Below are 21,629 nucleotides of genomic sequence, written 5' to 3'. Positions count from 1 at the left end.
CTTAGAACTTCTCAATGGAAGCTACACCATAATCATACTTGGAAGGAGTGATTTTTAGTCTCTGGCGGTCGTTACCTTTCCGAAGAACGACGATATATTTCTCATTGTCAAGTTGATCGCTAATTCCACGAGCCTGATATTTATTTTTGGTCATGGTCCAACCCATGTACTCTCCAAAAACTTCGTTTCTAACCAAAGCTGGTAAGGCGATATCTTTGAACATCTGGCTGGTTTTTAGAAGATTTCCTTTTTCGTCATAGGTAGCTTCTAAATAACCTTTCTTGCTCCGTAGAGTTACGATCACGTCTCCAGATTTAATATCGGCTTCATCCAGAAAACGATGAATATCGAAATTGGCTTTAGTAAAACCAATGGCGTCTGACTGAAATTGAGCTGCAAATTTCTCTTTGACCTTCACAAGTCCATTGAGATAATCTTCAAATACAAGGTCGGCAGTTGGACTAAAATTAATCCTGGTCTCATCCAGCTGAATTACATCCTGTGCCTGAGCACCGATGCTTAAAACAAAAACGAAAATAATAATGATGAACTTTTTCATGATGTAAAAATTTAATGATGAATAATTGATTATTGATATTTCAAAATTACATCATATACATCGTGCTGAAAATCACTTAAGTAGCATATCTAAGATTAATTCTTATTTATTCTATTATTTTCCAGATGTTGAATTAGGAGGGATACATCTTCAACCTGTACTTTATTTCTGGATATCTTTATAAGTCCCATCTTCTTCATTTTCTGAAGATGTCTGTTTACTACTGCACGACTGGAACCAATTAAAAAAGCGAGCTCTTTATCTGGAAGATCATTGATGTTCTGTAATTTATTGGACGTTCTATCTATGTTCTTCAATAGCAAATGCAGTAAACGTGTTGTAATATCGCTAAAAACTAGTTGCGAAACATTCTCTTCCAGCATTCTCATGGATTTACCCGCATAACTTAGAAAATTCTTATAATAATCAGGATAGGAATGTAACCAGCTTCTCAACTTGTCCATAGGAATAGCGAGTACTTCTGTATGATCAAGGCATTCATAATACGCTTTATGTTTGATCCCATCCAGTAAACAGAAAAGATCAAATACATCCCCATTTTTCAATAGGAAAAAGGTATGCTCCTTAGCGCTTTCAAAGTCTGTCTGATACATTTTGACTCTTCCATGTTTTATGATGTAAAAGTGGAAAAGAAATTTTTCGCAATGCACAAGACAGGTTTGTCTCGGCCATTTTTCTACATAGAAGTTTCCATGAAGTTCCTTCAAATGCTCTTCTGAAACATCAGTAAATAAACCGCATTCCTGTAATACTGTATAATTATTCTGGTGAATGAAATCTTTATCGTGCAAATCCTCGGAATTTAGTTGGTTAATTTTCCGGGGGAGATATTTATCTGATCAATTGTTTTAGAGACAGTAAAATCAGTTTGATTAGCGAAACACTAATTTACGATAATTATAAGTAGCCTAAGGGTTAAAATAGATTCTATAATGTCCAATTTATTTTTGACCAAAGCTTAAAATGCTTTATTTTTGCAAAATTGCTTACTATAAAGGACTATATGGCGTCAGAAACATTTGGAATTGAGAAAAAGAAGGTCGACAAACAATTATATGATTACCAACAGAAGGATATAGACAAAATTTTTGGGGTTATTGAAGAACATCCTGAAAACTATAATCTTCTATATCAATTACCTACAGGAGGAGGGAAGACAGTGATTTTCTCTCAAATGACCAGGGAATATATACAAAGAACCAATAAAAAGGTTCTTATACTAACGCACCGTATCGAATTATGTAAGCAAACTTCCAAAATGCTTTCAGGATTTGGTGTGCGTAATAAGATCATTAACAGTAAAGTAAAGGAATTACCAGATCAAAATGACTACATGTGTTTTGTAGCCATGGTTGAAACTCTGAACAACCGGCTTAATGATGAAAAGCTTAAGATCGAGGACATTGGGTTGGTAATTATTGATGAAGCTCACTACAATAGTTTTAGAAAACTCTTCAAGTTTTTTGAAAAGTGTTTTATTCTGGGAGTTACTGCTACACCACTAAGTTCCAATATCAAACTACCAATGAAAGATAATTACCGCGAACTTATCGTTGGTGATTCTATTACATCTTTGATAGAGAAAGGCTTCCTGGCGAGTTCTAATATATATAGTTACAATGTTGGTCTTACCAATCTAAAAGTGGGGATGAACGGTGATTATACCGTAAAATCTTCAGAAGAGCTGTATTCTAATTATAGCATGCAGGAGAAACTTCTGAATGCATATTATGAACGTTCTCGCGGTAAGAAAACCTTGATATTCAATAATGGTATTAATACTTCCGTGGAAGTTTACCATACTTTTAAAAGCGCTGGCTTGCCTATTCGTCATTTAGACAATACCACCAGCAAGCAGGATAGAAAAGATATTTTAAAGTGGTTTAAACATACACCAGATGCGATCGTAACTTCAGTAAGTATTCTTACGACCGGGTTCGATGAGCCCACTGTAGAGACGATTGTCTTAAATCGTGCTACCAAATCATTAACCTTGTATTTCCAGATGATTGGTCGTGGATCTCGAGTTCTTAAGGACAAAAGCGAATTTACCGTGATCGACCTTGGTAATAACATGGCGAGATTTGGAAACTGGAGCAGTCCGGTTGATTGGAAACAAATCTTTAGATCACCAGATTTCTATTTTGAAAATCTATTGAGCGACGAGGATATCGAAAGAGATTTCCAATACCAGATGCCAGAGGAAATACGGGAACAATTCTCTAAAACTGAAGATGTATCCTTTGATATTGAAGCTGCTTACGACACAGTTATTAAGAAAGGGCTAAAATCTAAAGCGGTTCTTGAATGGTCAATGGAGCAGCATGTTAAGATGTGCGTGGAGAATAGCGAAGATGTGTTCGATGCCAGAATCCTTGCTAAAGAATTAAAGGATGACATTAGTTCACGAATTAAACAATACTCTTATTGTATAAGTAAAAGCACTAAAAATTATCGGGACTGGCTGGAAGAAGATTACTCCAGAAAACTAAGAATGCAGATCAATAAAGAATTCTAGTTATCATCTTTTTTTCCGAAGAGTTTTTTGAAGAAACCTTTTTTCTTCTTCCCATCTTCTTCATCCTTATCGTCTGATCTGTCTTTCCGATCTTTATTTTTACCGGAAAACAGTCTTTCGAAAAAGTTATCACGTTCTTCTGGCGGGCATTCCATCAGGTTTGCCAGCTCTGAAGATAGTGGTTGAAATCTTGCATTGGTAATAGCATTAAAACTTGAACTTGCATTCATTTTCTGCATTAGCTTCGCAAAGATTGGTAGTGCCGAATTTGCTCCCTGGCCAATTCCAGTATTTCGAAAACCTATACGGTGATCATCAGATCCTACCCAGGTTACACAAACCAGTTCTGGCGTTATTCCCACGAACCAACCATCCTTATTATCCTGAGTCGTTCCGGTTTTACCTGCGATGTCATTTTTTAATCCATAGCTATATCTAAGTCGGCTTGCGGTACCTTCATCCACAGTGGCCTGCATCATATTGACCATAATTTTGCGTGTTTCTTCGGAAAAAGCCTTTCTTTCTGAAACCTTAGGTTTAAAAGTAGCCAGAACATTACCTTTAGCATCTTCGATTCTACTAATATAGAATGGCTTGGCAGCATATCCATCATTCGCATAAGCTGAATAAGCACCTGTCATTTCCTCCAAATTAAGCGATGCGGTTCCAAGCGCGATAGAAGGAACTGCCGGGAGTTCAGATTCTATTCCAAGATCTCTGGCCTGTCTGATCACGTTCGGAATTCCTGTCTCCATTAAAACTTTTACGGCGATGGTATTCATGGACTTACTAAGTGCTGTCTTTAGATTGTAATTCATATTAGGATCATCTCCTTCCGAAGAAGAATTCGATGGAGTCCAGCCTTTATCATAAGTAACTTCTCGAACCGAAAAATAGGTACATGGATCCATTCCATTTTCAAGAGCAGCAGTGTATACAAAAGGTTTGAAGGTAGACCCAACCTGTCTCTTGCTCTGGCTCACATGATCATATTTAAAGAATCGAAAGTCAACTCCTCCAACCCAGGCCTTTACAGCACCATCCTTGGGACTAACTGCCAGAAGTCCGGAATTCAGAAATTTCAGGTAATGTGCAATACTGTCTATACTGCTCACATTTTTAGTTTCCATTCCGTCGTAAGTAAACAACTCAGTAGAATGCTTCTGTTCCATTCTTTCCAGGATCTGTTCTTCTGAAAGACCTTCTTTAGAAAGCTTCTGGTACCTTGAACTGCGCTTTACAGCGTCCATCAATACCTTCTTATTCCTTTCCCATGGACCATAATTCCCGTAGGATTTCTCGTGATCGTTTTGCAATTGAGACATATGCTCTCGCATAGCCTCTTCAGCAAGCTGTTGCATTTCGTAATTTAGCGTGGTATGAACTATTAGACCATCTCTATATATATTGTACTTTTCTCCATCCTTATTCTTTAAAGTATCCAGGATTCCTGAAACATCTTTGCGTACCTGTTCTCTAAAATAAGGTGCAATGCCTTTATCATGACTATAACTTCTATAATCCAGGATGAGCGGCAACATCTTGGCTTCTTCAGCTTGTGGCACACTCAGGTAGTTATATTTCGCCATTTGCATAAGCACAACATCACGACGAAGTCTGCTTCTCTCAGGGAATATACGCGGATTATAATAATGACTTGCTTTCAGCATTCCGACAAGTACTGCAGCTTCTTCGAGCTTAAGATCCACAGTATGTTTATCGAAAAATTTCATGGAAGCACTTTCAATTCCGTAGGTATTATCACTAAATGGTACCGTGTTAAAATATAGCTGGATAAGTTCATCTTTACTATAAACATTTTCCAGACGTTTGGCAATTACTGCTTCCTGCATTTTGTTGATCACAATACCCAGGATTCCGTAATCTTTTCTACCATAAATGTTCTTGGCCAGTTGAAGAGTGATCGTACTTCCACCTCCGGCAGAATCATCCTGAAGTAAAATCGATTTAAAGAAAACCCTTCCTAAACTACGGTTATCAATACCATCATGCTCATAGAACCGTGCATCTTCAGTAGCAATTAAGGCTTCAATGAGATGGGAGGGAAGCTGATCGAAATCGATGGGCTGGCGATCATAAACGTAGAACTTACCTATTAACTCACCGTTAGAAGCGATTACCTGGGTTGCCTTATTTTGTTGTAATGATGAAAGTTCAGATTCTGTAGGTATCTTTCCGAAGAGGCCAAAATAGATACTGGCAAAGAAAAGCAGGAAAAACCCTGTAAGACTGGATATAATAATAAGTGCCCATCTAATAATGGGATTGTTCTTTAGTTTCGCTAACATTCTTGAGTAGTAAGGTTTGCAAATAAACGAATGTTTGCACGAGTGAATTATATTTTAAGCTTAATTTATAAATTTTGTTAAATAAAAAGAGGCTAATAAAACTATTAACCTCTTTCCTAACTGTAGTTGTGATGATGTGATTGATAAAATGGTCCTTTCATGCAGTGTATTTTTGATCGCTAGATTTAGACCTGTGTGATGATTTGATGTTTAGAAATGGCCTCCGGTGTGTGATGCCACCGGTTCTGGCATTTCCAAAAACCTGTAAATTACTTTCCAGACTTGTCATGATTGATAAATTTTTGATGATTAATTAATACTTTCTACGCTTGGAGAATAATGATCTTTCTGCGTTGGCTTCAGTATTCATGAAGCAGGATCTTGATTTGGTTTGATTGATTGAATGTCTCATAATGATTCTTTTGATGATTGATGAATAAGTTTGATTAAGCTCTTTTACGCTTCGGAAAAACCTGTCTTTGCAAGTTCGCCTCTGTGTTCATAAAGCATTGTCTTCTTTTCGTGTGATTGATTGAATGTCTCATAATTAATGTTTTAGATGATTATTAAACCATTTTGATGTTGTTGATGATGGTTTCTATTTAATAGACGCTGCAAAACTTGTTATGTTACAGTACTATGCAATAAAAGGTACTGAATTAACAAATTTTAACATTATAAGGTGCGTGCACTGTTCAAAGTATTGTTAAACTTTTTCAATGAGATAGGCTTAATTGTACATTAGAACTTAAATGTGTCTATATGAATAAGTGGGTTATTGGAATCGTAACTATGGTCATTGTTTTGGCCGGAATCATTTACGCGATCTACCAATTAAATGATTATGATTTTAATGATGTTGAGAAATCTTATGAAATAGTCGAGTCATGGGAATTACCTTCAGAATTAAATGAAGTTTCCGGAATGGTATATAATGAAGACGGACTTATGATCTGTGTGCAGGATGAGGACGGTATCCTGTTTACTTTTGATATGGAAACGAAAGAGATCATCAAAACACACAAGTTTTCATATTCCGGAGATTATGAGGCTTTAACTTATCTGGATGGTGTCTACTGGGTTGCTGAAAGTAATGGGAGAATCATAGATATTTCAGATCTTGATGTTGCAGATCAGGAACTGGAAGGCATACAGTTGGATTTTGAATACAGGAACAACATAGAAGGTATGACTGCAACTCCAGACGGAAAGTTGTGGATCACAGTCAAGGATCGTAATCTGGACAATAGTAGTGGTTATAAAGGTGTTTATGAATATGATCCGGAAACCAGAAAACTGCAGAAAGAACCAATCTTAAGAGTTGACTACGAAGATCCAAAGTTTGAACGTTTAAAAACTCATAATCCCAGAAAACTATTAAGACCATCAGATCTTGCATTACATCCATTAACCGGAGACCTATATATTCTGGATGCAGAATTTCAAAAGGTAATAATTACCGATCAACAAGGCGGTATAAAATCCATACACTTGCTTGACCCAGCAGAATTCGAACAACCAGAAGGAATTGCATTTTCCAAAGACGGCAGGATTTTTATTTCTAATGAAAGAGTAGGAGTACCCGCAAATATCAGGGAAATAAAATTTAATTAATTTATCCCTGCATATTTCTACTTACATCCTGAACTTCGTCGAGTACTCTTAGTAGGTTTTCACCCCAGAGTTTCGCTATTTCCTGTTCAGAATATCCTCTTCTAACAAGTTCGATGGTTACATTAAGCGTTTCACTGGCATCATCCCAACCATAAATTCCACCACCACCATCAAAATCGGAGCTAATTCCAACATGATCAATACCAATTTTTTTCACGAGGTAGTCGATATGATCCACGAAATCTACTACGGCCACCGGAGTTGAAGTTTCATTTAAATTATCCAGGGCAGGCTTAGCGGCGGTTCTTATCTTTTTTAGATCTGTGTAATAGTTCTCTTTCGCTGTTTCATCAAGTTTTCGAACGCTGTCTCTTTCTAAATAACTCAAGCCCAATTGATCTGCAGTATTTTTGTAAACTTTAGTTTCTGCCTTCGAAAAAGTATTATGTTTCTCAGTATTCAAATAGGAACTAAACGCCACCGTTTGAACGACACCGCCATTCTCACGAAACAGTTCAAGTAGTTCGTCATCCAGGTTCCTGCTATGATTGCAAAGTGCTCTGGCAGAAGAATGAGAAGCTATAAGTGGTGCTTTTGATAATCTAAACATATCTTTGATCGCTTCTTTACTGGGATGTGAAACATCGATCATAATTCCATACTTATTCATTTCCAGAACTGCCTTCTCTCCCAATTCGCTCAATCCATTGTGCAGCCATTCATCATTCTCCTCACCGGTATTGGAGTCTGAAAACTGACTATGACCATTATGCGAAAGTGACATATATCTGACTCCTCTATCGTGAAACTCTTTGATTCTGCTTAAATCTGTTCCAACAGGATACGCATTTTCCACACCTATCATGGCGACTTTTTTTCCTTCTGAAACCAACTTTCTTACTTCCGCAGAAGTTTTAGCCAGTCCTATAGCTTCAGGAGCATAAGTTTCTGTAAGCCTGTGAATCGCTTCAAATTTGCTAATTGCATTCTCATAAGCTTCAGCATAACCTAGCTCATTTAATTCGCCCTGCCCTGTATAAACGATCAACCAGCTAACATCAAGACCACCAGCCATCATTTTCGGCAAATTTACCTGGGTGTCCAGGTCTTGTGTATAGTTTTTTTCAGTAGTGAAATTATTGATATTGATATCGTTGTGCGTATCTATAGTAATGACACGCTCATGTATGCTGGTCGCTTTCTCGATCAATTCTGAATCCTGTGTTTGTGCATTGCTATTAAATACTAGAGAGAAAAGGAGTAATCCTGATATTGATAATTTCATAAACTTAGATTTTCAGGCTGAATTTAATAATTATAATTAAGGATAACTTAAAATCTTATTTACGATTGAATTTTAATATACATTTGATTTGAGTTACCAATAAATTGAATGAATAAATACATCGTTGTAAACCAGCCTGAAAACTGGACCATTTCTCCTGAGAATACGAAAATTATCTCTTCGCGGGATTACCTTACCAATCCCGAATTCGCGAAACTCAGGAATGTTCGAATATTTAATCTCTGTAAAGACTATTCTTACCAGTCCAAGGGATATTATGTCTCTTTACTGGCAGAAGCCCGTGGACACTCAGCTATCCCAACCATAAGGAATCTGGTGGATCTTGGGGAACCAAAGTTGGTCAGGATAGTTTCTGATGAATTTGACGATCTTATTCAGCGTAGTTTTAAAAGTCTGAAATCCAAAGAGTTTACGCTAAGTATCTATTTTGGGCAGAATGTCGCCGCGAAATACAAGGAATTGAGCGCTACATTTTTCAGACATTTTCAAATTCCATTATTGCGGGTACGATTCACTTTTACGACCAAGTGGAATATTAAAAGTATCAAAGCGATTTCTGAAGCTGAAATTCCTGAAGAACATAAAGGGAGTATGTATGCATTTGCTGAACAATATTTTAGTAAAAAGCGTTATGATACTCCGAAGCTTTCCAGTTATGAATATGACTTAGCAATCCTGGTAAAAGATGGGGATTCCGCACCTCCAAGTAATAGCAAAGCCCTGAAAAAATTCGTGGAGATTGCGGAAAAAATGGGTTTTTATACTGAAATTGTCTCCCCTAAAGACCTCTCTAAACTTTCATCTTTCGATGCTCTGTTTATCCGCCAGAGTACAGAAGTAAATAACGAAGCATACGCTTTTGCACGGAAGGCACAGCAGGAAGGCATTGCGCTTGTAGATATGCCAGATGCAATATTAAAATGTTGTAACAAGGTATTTATGGCTGAAGCTTTGCAAAATGCCGGAATACCAACGCCACAAACCATGATTGTTCACAAAGAAAATGTGAGTCAGGTTCTGGAAACCATCGGCTTGCCCGTAGTCTTAAAATCACCGGATTCTACTTTCTCTTTTGGTGTTAAAAAAGCAAAAACGGAATCTGAATATTATGAGCTCGCATCTGCGATGCTTAAGGAGTCAGAACTGGTTATCGCTCAGGAATTTTCTTATTCTGAATATGACTGGAGAATTGGAATTCTGGATGGAAAACCATTTTACGCCAGTAAATACTACATGGCAAAAGGTCACTGGCAGATCTACAATTGGAATGCTGAAGACAAATATGATCAGGATGGAAATGCAGATTCTCTGCCTATAGAAAAAGTTCCTGCTGAAATAATTAAAATTGCGGTAAAGTCGGCAAAACTTATGGGTGCAGGCTTATACGGAATCGATATTAAAGAAACTGAAAAAGGCCCGGTGGTTATCGAAATAAATGACAATCCCAATATTGATGCGGGAGTAGAGGATGAGTATTATGGTGATAAGATCTATATTGATATTATTACTGCTCTTAAAAACCGACTAGAAAAAAATTAAGAATGGCATATCACTTATTTGAAGTTTATGGAATAGAGCTGGAATACATGCTCGTGCATAATAAAACCATGAAGGTTAATCCTTCAGTTGATGAATTGTTTACCCTCAAGAATGGTACTCTAACTTCAGATGTTTCAAACGGTAAGATTGAATGGAGTAATGAGCTCGTGGCACATGTAGTGGAATTAAAAACCAACGGTCCGGTTTCCAGTCTGGAAGATCTGGAAAATGACTTTCTTCAGAATATAAAGGAGATCAACAAGCTTCTGGGAGGTATGGATTCAAAATTACTGGCTGGTGCATGCCATCCATTAATGGATACTATGGTAGAAACAAAATTATGGCCACATGATCATAATGAGATCTACAACCTCTACAACAGGATATTTGATTGCAGAGGACATGGTTGGAGCAATGTTCAAAGTATGCATATCAATCTGCCTTTTGCAAATGACCAGGAATTTGAGAAGTTGCACGCAGCAGTGCGTATCTTACTTCCAATCATTCCTGGTCTGGCAGCAAGCTCCCCGGTATTGGATGGTCATTTCACTGGATATAAGGATTCCAGAATGCACTATTATAAAACCAACCAGAAGGAAATACCTCATATGACAGGGAAGGTCATTCCTGAACAGGTCTTCAGTAAGAAAGAATATCACGAAAAGATCTTTGATCCTATAAACAAAGCGATCAAAAAGTATGATACCGAACAAATTCTCGATCATCATTTTTTAAATTCAAGAGGAGCTATTTCACGGTTCGACAGGAATGCAATTGAGATCAGGGTTATCGATACTCAGGAAACACCTTCCGCAGATATTGCGATTGCCGCCTTTATAGTAGAAGCTTTGAAATTATTGGTTTGTGAAGAGCTCGTCTCTCTGGAAGATCAAAAGACCTGGCACGAAGATGATTTGTTTGACATCTTTAATGATGTGATCAAGGATGCTGAAAATACGCTTATTACAAACAAGCGGTATCTGGCAATTTTTGATATTGAAAAAGACAATGAAGTAAGAAATATCTGGAAAAACATTTATAAACTCGTAGGTAATAAATTGTCTGTGAATCATCAGAATCATATTGAATTCTTATTACAGAATGGCAGTCTTGCATCACGTATTTTAAAATCCTTGAGAGGAGATTTTTCAGAAACGAACATAAAACGTACTTATTTGAAGATCGCTGAAAGTCTGCAGTCGAATCGTATGTTCCGGCCATGAAAATAGTAATTACCTGCGAACATGCTACGAATGCAATTCCGCCTGAATACGTTTATTTATTTGTAGAGCAGAAGGATGTTCTAAATACTCATGAGGGTTATGATCCCGGCGCTTACGATCTTTACAAATATTTAGAACCTTTATCAAATGCCAGCTATGCGCAGGATATTGGAAGATTACTGATTGAGACTAATCGATCTTTACACCATCCTAAGCTATTTTCCAGGTTCTCAAAAAATCTTGAGCATTCTAAGAAGAGTGAAGTAATCGCAGAACACTATTTACCTTACCGTCGTCATGTTGAGAATCTGATTCTGGATTTTCATAAATTTAATCATACGGTTCTACATCTTTCGATTCATTCGTTTACTCCCGTTCTGGATGATATTGAAAGAGATTGTGACATAGGAATTCTCTATGACCCTAAGGTTCGGTTAGAGAAGGAATGGAGTGATCAATTAAAAACATTCTTTACAGATGAATCTAGATACAGAGTTCGTAAAAATTACCCATATCATGGAAAAGCTGATGGTTTTACTACTTACCTGAGAAAAAATTTTCCAGATAATTATATTGGAATCGAGATTGAGGTCAATCAAAAATTCGTATCCAGGAATATCATGGAAGAGAATATGAAGAAAACCATTTATAAATCCATAGAACTGTGCATAAAAAAAGCCCCTTAAATAAGGAGCTTTAATTCGGGGGATCTAATCTCTTATTTTAGATCGTATTCCAATGTGATTTCTGCTTTAAGCAATTTTGAAAGCGGACAGCTTTCTTTAGCTTTATTAGCGATCTTGTCAAATGCATCTTTATCAATTCCTGGTACATCTGCGGTCAAGATCAAATGAGATTTTGTAATCTCACCATCCTCGAATGTTATTTCACTAGTCGTAGATACCTGGTTTGGTTCATATCCATCTTCAGAAAGAAAAGCGGATAGTTGCATACTGAAACAACCTGCGTGCGCTGCACCGACTAATTCTTCAGGATTTGTTCCATTCCCGTCTTCAAAACGTGTCTTATATGAGTATTGTTCATCTTTAAGAACTCCGCTCTCAAGACTAACTGTTCCTTTTCCTTCTTTTAGAGAGCCTTTCCACTCCGCTGATCCTTTTCTTATCATAACTTAGATTTTGATTTTAATCTAATGTAAGGAGCATACCAGTCAATCGAAAAGAATTATCATAACCTTAACCAGAATATCAAATACAATCCAAAAAAAAACCCGGATAGTCCGGGCTTTTACAAATATGTTCGATGATCAATTACTTGATCTCAACTACTTCCAGATCAAAAATAAGATCCTTTCCAGCTAGAGGGTGATTTGCATCTACTACGATGGTCTCATCCTTTACATCTGTAATTACCAGATTGATCTCACGACCGTCAGGTCCTTTAGATACCAATGGCATTCCAACTTCTGGCTTAAGTTCTTCTGGAAGTTGATTTTTTTGAACTTCCTGGATCAATTCTTCTTTTGGATCTCCGTAAGCTTCATCTTTAGATATGTTGATAGTCTTCTTCTCGTTAACTTCCATACCGATAAGGCCTTCTTCAAATCCAGGAATTAATTGACCTTCACCTAGAGTGAATTCGATAGGTTCTCCACGTTCTACTGAACTGTCAAAAACCTGTCCGTCTTCTAGTTTTCCTGTGTAGTGTACCTTTACGGCATCATTCTGCTTAACTTGACTCATAAAATATTATTTTCCATTACAAATTGAGGCTTCGATATTCTCTCCACCATTTTCAAGTATAAATGTGCAAGGACCTTGCCGAAGGTCTAATTACCCGACACAATAACTGATTGCACCGGCAATATGTCAGTCAAGGTTTAATTGTTTTATTATCTGAAAAAAGATAACTTTAAGCAATTCCTAACCAACACCTTACAAAATGAGCAAATTTTCCTTTCAGAATAATTCAAACACCAGAAGAGATTTCATTAAAAAATCTGCAGTTGCAGCTTCAGGATTTATGATCGTTCCCAGGCATGTACTGGGTGGACCTGGTTTTACTGCACCAAGTGATAAGTTATTGATCGCCGGGATTGGAGTAGGAGGTAAAGGAGAATCAGATATCATGAGTTTTTACAAAAGCGGCAAAGCTGAGATAGCATTTTTGTGTGATGTAGATGACAGGCGAGCGGCAGCTTCCCGAAAAGCTTTTCCAAAGGCGAAGTATTATAAGGATTACCGGGAAATGTTTGATAAGGAATCTAAAAATTTCGATGCAGTGAGTGTTTCAACTCCAGACCATAATCATGCTGTACAAACTATGGCTGCTATGGAACGCGGAAAACACGTATTTGTTCAGAAACCACTTACACATGATATTTATGAAGCCAGAAAGCTTGCAGAAGCAGCTAAAGAATATAAGGTAGTTACTCAAATGGGTAATCAGGGTGCTTCAGGAGATGGAGTGCGCAAAATGAAAGAATGGTATGACGCAGGTCTAATTGGAGAAGTACAGGAAGTAAATGTATGGACGAATAGACCAGTATGGCCACAAGGAATCCCATGGCCAAAAACTAGCAGTGCAATCCCTTCTGAACTGGACTGGAAATTATGGCTTGGTACTGCTCCACATAAAGAATATGTGGATGGATTGGTTCCTTTCAACTGGCGTGGCTGGTGGGATTATGGAACTGGTGCTCTTGGGGATATGGGTTGTCATCTTATCGAACCGCCTTTTAGCGTACTGGATCTCAAATATCCAAAAGAAGTTGAATGTAGTGTTGGAAGTGTCTATGTAGATGAGTTCCAGAGAGGTTATTTCCCGGATAGCTGTCCTCCTTCAAGTCATGTAATTATGAGCTTTGATGGCAAGACTCCGGGTGCTGATGATATCAAACTTCATTGGATGGATGGCGGTATCAAACCTATGCGACCTGAAGAATTAGGTCCTGAAGAAACATTTGGAGACGGAGGTAATGGTGCCTTGATCATTGGAACTAAAGGTAAAATGATGTGTGGTACCTACGGACTTAATCCCCGATTACTACCTACTTCAAAAACAGACGAAGTAAATATAGCTGAGACCTACGAACGTGTACCTAATGGAATGGATGGTCATTATGCTCAATGGGTGGCAGCGGCTATTGCAGGGTATGGCAATAAAAAACTGAGTTCGCCGTTCGATATCGCAGGTCCTTTGACTGAATCTTTATTGATAGCAAATCTCGCCATTCGGGGTTATGATATTCAGAATAAGAAAAAGGACGCGAACGGTAAGGACCAGATCATTTATCCAGGCAGAGACCTGAAAATGATCTGGGATTCAGAAAATATGAAAGTCACCAATTTTGATGAAGCAAATCAATTTGTTAAACGAGAATATCCTGAAGGATTCACTTTATCTTAAAGGATGCTGTACTCTAAATATACGTACAGGCTTAAAAAATCTGCGATTTTGATTTCCGGGTTTATTTTAATGATCTATCTAACTGCCTGTACGGCATTTGATGGTAATAAGGATGTTGAAGACTGGGATACAATTTGTGTGACGGCAACCGCCTATAACTCGGTAGAATATCAAACTCAAAATAACCCTAGAATTACTGCCTGGGGAGATACATTACGACCAGGTATGAATGCGATTGCAGTTTCGCGTGATCTTTTAAAGATGGGACTGGTTTATAATTCACCTATCAAAATTGAAGGTTTTGACAGTGTTTTCTATATCAAAGACAAAATGCACTATCGCTGGAAAAAAAGGATCGATATCTATATGGGACAGGATGTTTCAAAGGCAAAAGATTTTGGGAAGAAGCAGCTAAATATTGCTTACTTATTTCAGAAGGATTCGTTGAAAAAATAGGAATGTTTATCTTCGAGCTCATTTAAAGTTTACAATGATGTCTTATTCCAGGTTTACTATCCTGTTTGTATGTTTTATATTCTTTTGGAGCAATTCCCTTATCGCTCAGGATAGCCTTTCTTCGGAAAATAATAAAGTAGTGATTGGTATTTCTGAAACTGCGCCTTTTGTTGAAAAGCACAACGGTAAATTTAGAGGTCTTAGCGTAGCTTCCTGGAAAATGGTCAACGAGGAATTACAATTAGATTACGAATTCAAAGAGTATAAGGACCTTGGAAGTTTACTCGATGGTATAGAAGCAGGTGAGGTGGACTTCAGTATCAATCCGGTCACAGTGACAGATAATCGTATGCATCGTATGGAATTCTCTCAACCATACTTTATCTCTCATACCAGCGTTGCCAAAAGATCTGAATCTCAAACTCTAAGACATCTTAAAAATCTATTTAGCTGGGAGTTTTTCTCTATTATAGGATTGCTTTTACTTGTCATATTCATTTTCGGTTTTCTAGTATGGGTATTTGAAAGAAAACAGAATAAGGAAGAATTTGGAGGCAATTTAAGGGGTATTTTACAGGGATTCTGGTGGAGTGCAGTGACAATGACTACAGTGGGATATGGAGATAAATCACCTCGAACACTTGGTGGAAGAATCATTGGTCTTATCTGGATGTTTATGGCCGTTATTATAATTTCAAGTTTTACTGCCGGGATTGCTTCTTCATTAACTGTAAAAGGTATTAATGAAGAAATAAGCAGCATTCAGGATCTCGATCGATTTGAAGTAACTACCGTACTGAGTTCAAGCTCTCAGGAACTACTTGATTTATATAATATTGAAACCGAACTTGTCAATAATGGGATGGAGGCATTGGACAAACTTAACAAGGAAGAAACATTTCTCGTAGTCTATGATGAACCCATCCTAAGGTACCATATTGAGCAAATGAACCTTGAAAACGAACTGGAAATTATTGAGCAAAGTTTGAAGAAGGATTATTATAGTTATGCATTTCCGAAGAATTCTGAATATCGGGATATGATCGATCCTGTGCTGGTTCGTATTCTGAAGTCAATGGAATGGGCTAGTATCGTGAAGGAGTACAATTAATTCTTTGTGGATATCAACGCCATTTCTACGTCCTAAGTGATAATCAACAATAATTTAAATGATATTTTTTCTTGGATTCAAATATCAAATATTTAAAATTCCTGCAATTAAATTATTGATAATTAGTATATTGGGGTCGATTTCTAACCAAACGACCAAAAATATGCCTACCGGGAACAAATCTGAAACCACTTCAGACCCAAACATCTTCAATGAAAATAATAGCAATTCAAATAAGCTTATCTACTTAGCGATTGCATTTATTATCGTTTTCACAGTGGTTGCAATGACAGGTGTTTATTACGAATACTGGTAGTACTTAAGCTTTGATTTCATTCAAAAGCAAAAATGCTTTATTCACATATTCTTTTTCCAGGAAAAGCGCGAAGTAATTCGACGTTGAGATCATTTCAAAAACTGGAATTCCCTCATAAGCAAGTAATTTGAACATATAAAAATATAGACCAACTGTTTGAGAGCTATTCTTAGGTAGCGCAATGGTAATCGAAGACAATTCCTTCTTTACCGTTACCCTGACTTCATTTCTGAAACAATCTTCTACCAGATCTGTAAGAGTTGAGGAAACCAGAATATTACTTTCCTGATAATTACTGGAGTAATTAAGGTAAATTCCGGTTTGATCCTTGACAGATTCCAATAGTTTAGCCTTGTTTGCAATAATAGTTTTACTGTTAAGGAAAGTATACTCAGTAATGCCAGATCGTACAATTATATCACCCAATTCTCTCAAGCTTTTCATATTGATCTTGGTTCTATGTGGTGCGTAACGCCGAAGTGCCATAATTATACTTCCCTGTTTTACAGTTTTACGCATTTCCTTTTCAACTTGAGGTTGGATGTCGGCAGCCAAACCACTAAAATTTACAATGTCCCTGGCAATTGCATCATCCAGAAATGGTTGATGCCTTATAATGTCATGGACTACCGTAGTAATTGTCTTCATTGTTAATTATTGTACATAATGTGCAAATGTATATAAATCGATCAATTTTCTTTAGTGCAGTTGAAACTATATGTACTTATGCAGAGAGAAATCAGGAAGATATGAAAGTATTAAAATTTGGAGGTACATCAGTAGGTTCTGCAGAGAATATCCGGAATGTTTCAAGTATCATTCAGAATGTAGATGGTAATAAGTTGTTGGTATTGTCTGCTATATCTGGTGTCACTAATCTTCTGGTAGAACTTGCTAGTAGTGTAGAACAGAGAGATCAGGTTGAGATCGACGAAATTCTGGAAGCACTTTTTATCAGGCATGAACAGGAAATTGAATTACTATTCAATTCCGTAGAAGATAGAAATGAAGTTTTCGACATTCTGCAAACTGAACTTTCAAAACTGAGACATATTACTTCTCAGGAATTCACTGCAGAAAATGAATGTAGGATATTGACAACTGGAGAAACTATTCTTACTAAAATCTTCAGCTTCTATTTGACGAAAAATCATTTTTCTAACAGATGGTTGAATGCTAGGGATTTCATGCAGGTTGCGAATCTAGAAAATCCAGATACAGAACTCGTCGGAAATTTACTTGAGGCTCAGATGAAATCGCAGCCTGAAGAATCTATTTATATAACCCAGGGATTTGTAAGAATTAATGATCGCGGGGAAATTTCGACTTTAAATAGGGGTGGTAGTGATTTCACTGCAACTATCATTGGAGCCGCTGTAAATGCTTCTGAAATACAGATCTGGACCGATATTAATGGTTTACATAATAATGATCCAAGGGTAGTGGAAAACACTTTTCCGGTAGCTCAGCTAAGTTTCGAGGAAGCAGCAGAGCTAGCCTATTTTGGAGCGAAAATCCTTCATCCACAAACTATATCGCCGGTTATAGATAAAAATATCCCTGTATTTCTAAAAAACACTTTTAAACCATCAGATCCTGGTACCTGCATTTCTGCAATTTCTGAAACGAAAGGTTTAAAGGCTATTTCAGCGAAAGATAATATTACAGCTATCAAAATTAAATCCAACAGGATGTTGATGGCTCATGGTTTTCTAAGGAAGATATTTGAAGTTTTCGATAAATATGAAACGGCAATTGATATGATCACCACTTCAGAAATTGCCATTTCACTGACTATTGACAATGTTTCGAACCTTGAATCTATTTTAAGCGAACTCAATGCTTATGGAGAGATTACTGTGGATCGTGATCACAGTATCATTTGTGTGGTTGGTGAGGGACTAATTGACGATCGCGGAACTCCAAGATTATTCGAAATTCTGGATGACGTGCCGGTTAGAATGATCTCTTATGGAGGAAGCAACAATAATATCTCACTCTTAGTAGATACAAATTATAAGACTGCAGCTTTGCAGAATCTCAATAAAAAATTGTTCAGAAGGGCTTTTGAAGCCATTGTTTGATGCTTCTGATGATGTTTGGTTAAACTGTTTTTTGTGTAGTGAAAACCGTTGGGTAGCCCATGCTTCCAGCGGTTTTCTAATTTATAGAGTTTTTCATTTGAATGAATCTGGACATAAAATAAGTACTTCGTTGGAGATGATGATTCATCATTAAACCTGTAAAGTTCTCCTTTCTATGCTTCGGAAGCTGTTTGAGAGTATTATTTAATTTTCTATCGAATCTCGCCTGGTGAATATCCTGATCGAATCGATCTTTCAGGATCTTTAAACCCTGTTCACTTTTTCTGTTCCATAGATGCTCATCGTTATACAGCATTTTAGCTGCTTCAACAAATTGTGCAGGATCGTCCTCAATGAATCCATTCCACTCTAAATCTCCAGCCATTCCTTCGCTACCAATACTTGTGGTTACTGAAGGGGTTCCGCAGGCCATTGCTTCCGCTAATTTACCTTTCAATCCTGCTCCAAATTGAATAGGAGCAAGGCATACTCTGGCATCACTCATAACTTTCTGAGCATTTTCTGCGCGTCCATGAACTAGAAATCTTTCAGCCTTATTCTCTAAATCCCAGACTTTCTGCGAAGGATAAGCGCCATAGATATGTAATTGTGCATCTGGCAGTATTTTTCTAAGTAATGGCCAGATGTTTTTTTTTAAATTTAGAACTGCTCTCCAGTTTGGTTCATGAAGAAAATTACCAATACTAATAAAGTCTCTTCTTTCAGTGTAGCTATTATTTTCAGAAGAAACCGTCTCCATCATAAATGGCAGGTAGAAGAGTATATGCTCCGGGATCTTCAGCTTTTCAACTAAAAGGTTCATTTCGAATTCAGAAATGATTAAAGAAATATCACACCTGTAGATTGCCGCAGCTTCACGTTTCGTAATATCAGCATCTAAATAAACATCGTCAAATTCCTGACCGGACTTCAGAATAGTTTCTCTGACTTTCCTCAACGAATGCAGATCTTCGGTATCCAGAATCTTTAAAGCATCGGGACAAAATTTATCAATTCTCCATCCAAACTGCTCCTCCATCATAAAACGATCGAAAAGAACGATTTGAGGATCCAGCTCTTGTACAAAAACGTCAAACTCATCATTATTTGGCTGAATCTCCCGGCTGGTAACACCTAATGCTTCAAGATCTGCCATATTTTCTGATCTTCGGGCTGAAGTTGCATAGGTGATTTTATAGTTGCGTTCTCTAAAAAATTCGATCAATTGCATCATTCTGGCGCCCGCAGCTGAGGAATTGGGTTCTGGCCATACATAACCAATGATGAGTAATCTGGACATAATTTTTTCCAGCAAAAATACATTTTTATAACTGCCTGCTCAGTAAGATGGTTGCCGCAATCCAAAGCACAATCGATAAAGCACCACCTATAATCAGGAAATGTTTGAACTTGTAAATTCCCATTCCGTAAATGATCGTGTTGGTCTGGTAACCCACCGGAGTAAAAAAGCTGAAATTTGATGCAAAGAGTACTGCTAAAATAAAAGGTTTTGGGTCCAGTTGTAACTTGGTTGCGATGGTGATCGCTATGGGTGCAATGATGATCGCCGTGGCATTGTTCGAGATGAACCCGCTTAGAAACATCGTTACTAAAAACAGTAATCCTATAATGCTGTAATTAGGTTTGCCATCAAATAGAAGTAAGAGATTGGTGGAGATCCAGTCATCTGCCCCGGTATTGCTCATGGCTACACCTAGAGGGATCATTCCTGCCAGCAGAAAAATGATCTGCCAGTTCACCTGTGTATAGATTTTTCCAAGATCGATACACTTCAGCAGAATCATTAAAAAACAGCCAATCACGGCACTTTTCAGAATTGGGAATATAGAAAAAGCGGATAGCGCAATTACAAGAATTAAAATTCCGAGGCTAAGTGAACGTTTCTTTTTAGATACAAGACTAATTTCCTCATGATTTTGCAGAATGCTAATATTGTCCATTTTCTGAAGTTCATGCAGGTCATTTTGCGTTACTTCCACCAGAAGACGATCCCCAACCCGAAGGTCAATATCGTCAGACTTTTTATTGAATATTCTTCTTTTTGGATTTCTGAAGCTTCTTCTTTTCCTGATCGCCAAAGGAACAGCTCCATGAAGATCATACCAGCCCACGGTTTTAATACTCTTACCAATTAAAGGCGAGTTAGGCAACATTAATATTTCTACCAGCTGAATGTTTTCTTCAATTTCTGAAGCCTCGTTCACGATTGGTTTTACAGCTTCAGCTTCAGAATTTCTAATAATCGTAAGATCACCTTCTTCTTTCAGTTGTATAAGCTGTTCTATACTGCATCTAAGTAGCAATTGATCACCAAGTTTTAAAGTCGTATATCTACCTGGATGGTCATTAATAACTCCTTTACGTTTGAGCCTGATCACTTCAATAGAATCCTTTTCATCGCCGAAGATATCCCGAAGATTTTTGCCAATCAGTTTTGAGGTTTCACTAACGATTCCTTTCGTAATAAACTCGTCTAATTTATAAACCGAATTAAGATCGCTGGGTTTTTTCTTCGGAAGAAATCCCGCCATCAAACTTACCAGAGCAATAGTTATGAGCATAAAAATGACTCCGTACCAACTAAATTCGAAGAATCCGAAGCGCTCGACACCTCTTTTAACGGCCACCGCATTAACAATCAGGTTCGTAGAAGTTCCCATAAGTGTACAGCTGCCACCTATGATGCCTGCAAAGGAAACCGGTAGTAATAATTTTGAACTGGGAATGTCATATTTCTCTGCCAGTTCATCGATGATCTTTACAAAGACTAAGACTACAGCCGTGGTGTTTATAAAAGCGGAAATACTTCCTGCGATAAACATAAAAACCGGGATCATAATAAGCAGAGGCAGACCTTTTAATTTCCTCATTCCCTGGGCGAGAAGATCTATAACGCCATTGTCTTCGAGTCCAATCGCTATGATCATAAGACAAAGTACCGTGATGGTCGCGGGACTGGAAAAACCTGAAATGGCTTCTTCCGGAGAAACCAGATCTGTTAATAATAAGAGGCCCAGAATAATAAATGCGATCTTATCTACCGGAAATACTTCCAGCGCAAACAGAACGATCACAACAAGGATGATCACAAAGAGAACAATGATTTCCAGACTCATTTCTATAAATAAAATTTGCTAAATGTAGTACCATCCCAAACCTGTTGTTAGGATTTGAGAAATATTT

The 21,629-nt window shown here is 37.4% G+C and carries 19 protein-coding genes; 10 read left to right on the top strand and 9 right to left on the bottom strand.

Translation table 11 applies throughout. The features are described from left to right. Position 1: 1 nt before the first annotated feature. Together ABVM50_RS11855 and ABVM50_RS11850 are read right to left on the bottom strand one after the other, a co-directional pair. Positions 2-559, bottom strand: a complete 558-nt coding sequence (locus ABVM50_RS11855) for a hypothetical protein (protein ID WP_405198758.1) — start codon at positions 557-559, stop codon at positions 2-4. Positions 560-654: 95 nt separating this feature from the next. After that, positions 655-1,371, bottom strand: a complete 717-nt coding sequence (locus tag ABVM50_RS11850) for a Crp/Fnr family transcriptional regulator (RefSeq protein WP_405198757.1) — start codon at positions 1,369-1,371, stop codon at positions 655-657. Positions 1,372-1,583: 212 nt separating this feature from the next. Between ABVM50_RS11850 and ABVM50_RS11845 the strand changes: the two genes are divergently transcribed. After that, positions 1,584-3,098 (top strand): DEAD/DEAH box helicase, encoded by a 1,515-nt coding sequence (locus tag ABVM50_RS11845; RefSeq protein WP_141877784.1) that lies wholly within the window; start codon positions 1,584-1,586, stop codon positions 3,096-3,098. Here the strand turns inward: ABVM50_RS11845 and ABVM50_RS11840 are convergent. After that, positions 3,095-5,407 carry a penicillin-binding protein 1A gene (locus tag ABVM50_RS11840; RefSeq protein WP_405198756.1) on the bottom strand — a complete coding sequence of 771 codons (2,313 nt, stop codon included), beginning with the start codon at positions 5,405-5,407 and terminating at the stop codon, positions 3,095-3,097. The two genes, ABVM50_RS11845 and ABVM50_RS11840, sit on opposite strands and share 4 nt — an antisense overlap. Positions 5,408-6,169: 762 nt before the next feature. On the opposite strand from ABVM50_RS11840, the gene ABVM50_RS11835 reads away from it, so the two are divergent. Beyond that, complete coding sequence (locus tag ABVM50_RS11835) at positions 6,170-7,021, top strand: SdiA-regulated domain-containing protein (protein WP_405198755.1); 852 nt, start codon at positions 6,170-6,172, stop codon at positions 7,019-7,021. Position 7,022: 1 nt separating this feature from the next. Here the strand turns inward: ABVM50_RS11835 and ABVM50_RS11830 are convergent, their stop codons facing one another. After that, positions 7,023-8,306, bottom strand: a complete 1,284-nt coding sequence (locus ABVM50_RS11830; RefSeq protein ID WP_405198754.1) for a dipeptidase — start codon at positions 8,304-8,306, stop codon at positions 7,023-7,025. A 108-nt stretch (positions 8,307-8,414) separates the two neighbouring features. Here ABVM50_RS11830 and ABVM50_RS11825 point away from each other — a divergent pair, with 108 nt between their 5' ends. The 3 genes from ABVM50_RS11825 to ABVM50_RS11815 are packed head-to-tail and all read left to right on the top strand — an operon-like array spanning position 8,415 to position 11,775. Beyond that, complete coding sequence (locus ABVM50_RS11825) at positions 8,415-9,866, top strand: RimK family protein (RefSeq protein WP_405198753.1); 1,452 nt, start codon at positions 8,415-8,417, stop codon at positions 9,864-9,866. 2 nt (positions 9,867-9,868) lie between these two features. Continuing rightward, positions 9,869-11,089, top strand: a complete 1,221-nt coding sequence (locus ABVM50_RS11820; RefSeq protein WP_405198752.1) for a glutamate-cysteine ligase family protein — start codon at positions 9,869-9,871, stop codon at positions 11,087-11,089. Beyond that, positions 11,086-11,775 carry an N-formylglutamate amidohydrolase gene (locus ABVM50_RS11815; protein ID WP_405198751.1) on the top strand — a complete coding sequence of 230 codons (690 nt, stop codon included), beginning with the start codon at positions 11,086-11,088 and terminating at the stop codon, positions 11,773-11,775. Before ABVM50_RS11820 ends, ABVM50_RS11815 begins: the two co-directional genes overlap by 4 nt. A 32-nt stretch (positions 11,776-11,807) precedes the next feature. On the opposite strand, the gene ABVM50_RS11810 is transcribed toward ABVM50_RS11815, so the two are convergent. Beyond that, positions 11,808-12,218, bottom strand: coding sequence for an OsmC family protein (locus ABVM50_RS11810; protein WP_405198750.1), 411 nt, complete (start codon positions 12,216-12,218; stop codon positions 11,808-11,810). 142 nt (positions 12,219-12,360) lie between these two features. Then, entirely contained in the window at positions 12,361-12,792 is a 432-nt protein-coding gene (locus ABVM50_RS11805; protein ID WP_295179859.1) for a peptidylprolyl isomerase, read from the bottom strand. Positions 12,793-12,991: 199 nt separating this feature from the next. On the opposite strand from ABVM50_RS11805, the gene ABVM50_RS11800 reads away from it, so the two are divergent. The 4 genes from ABVM50_RS11800 (at position 12,992) to ABVM50_RS11785 (ending at position 16,341) form a co-directional block, all read left to right on the top strand. Then, positions 12,992-14,458 carry a Gfo/Idh/MocA family protein gene (locus tag ABVM50_RS11800; protein ID WP_405198749.1) on the top strand — a complete coding sequence of 489 codons (1,467 nt, stop codon included), beginning with the start codon at positions 12,992-12,994 and terminating at the stop codon, positions 14,456-14,458. A 3-nt stretch (positions 14,459-14,461) separates the two neighbouring features. Next, on the top strand, positions 14,462-14,914 hold the full coding sequence (locus tag ABVM50_RS11795) for a 3D domain-containing protein (protein ID WP_405198748.1): 453 nt from the start codon (positions 14,462-14,464) through the stop codon (positions 14,912-14,914). Between the two features lie 34 nt (positions 14,915-14,948). Continuing rightward, entirely contained in the window at positions 14,949-16,025 is a 1,077-nt protein-coding gene (locus tag ABVM50_RS11790) for a transporter substrate-binding domain-containing protein (protein WP_405198747.1), read from the top strand. A 163-nt stretch (positions 16,026-16,188) separates the two neighbouring features. Then, positions 16,189-16,341: a hypothetical protein gene (locus tag ABVM50_RS11785; protein WP_295179867.1), complete on the top strand. Its 153-nt coding sequence runs from the start codon at positions 16,189-16,191 to the stop codon at positions 16,339-16,341. Positions 16,342-16,344: 3 nt separating this feature from the next. Here ABVM50_RS11785 and ABVM50_RS11780 read toward each other — a convergent pair whose 3' ends face one another. Further along, the gene (locus ABVM50_RS11780; protein WP_405198746.1) at positions 16,345-16,989 is read right to left on the bottom strand and encodes a hypothetical protein; all 645 of its coding nucleotides are present in this window, start codon (positions 16,987-16,989) and stop codon (positions 16,345-16,347) included. A gap of 101 nt (positions 16,990-17,090) precedes the next feature. Between ABVM50_RS11780 and ABVM50_RS11775 the strand changes: the two genes are divergently transcribed. Next, complete coding sequence (locus ABVM50_RS11775; protein ID WP_405198745.1) at positions 17,091-18,425, top strand: aspartate kinase; 1,335 nt, start codon at positions 17,091-17,093, stop codon at positions 18,423-18,425. A 76-nt stretch (positions 18,426-18,501) separates the two neighbouring features. Here ABVM50_RS11775 and ABVM50_RS11770 read toward each other — a convergent pair whose 3' ends face one another. Both ABVM50_RS11770 and ABVM50_RS11765 read right to left on the bottom strand, forming a co-directional pair. After that, on the bottom strand, positions 18,502-19,725 hold the full coding sequence (locus ABVM50_RS11770) for a glycosyltransferase (protein ID WP_405198744.1): 1,224 nt from the start codon (positions 19,723-19,725) through the stop codon (positions 18,502-18,504). A gap of 25 nt (positions 19,726-19,750) precedes the next feature. After that, positions 19,751-21,562 carry a sodium:proton antiporter gene (locus ABVM50_RS11765; protein WP_405198743.1) on the bottom strand — a complete coding sequence of 604 codons (1,812 nt, stop codon included), beginning with the start codon at positions 21,560-21,562 and terminating at the stop codon, positions 19,751-19,753. Positions 21,563-21,629: the final 67 nt, after the last annotated feature.

Source organism: Christiangramia sp. LLG6405-1, assembly GCF_045055805.1.
GTDB lineage: Bacteria > Bacteroidota > Bacteroidia > Flavobacteriales > Flavobacteriaceae > Christiangramia.
This window is presented reverse-complemented; position numbering and strand designations above follow the sequence as displayed.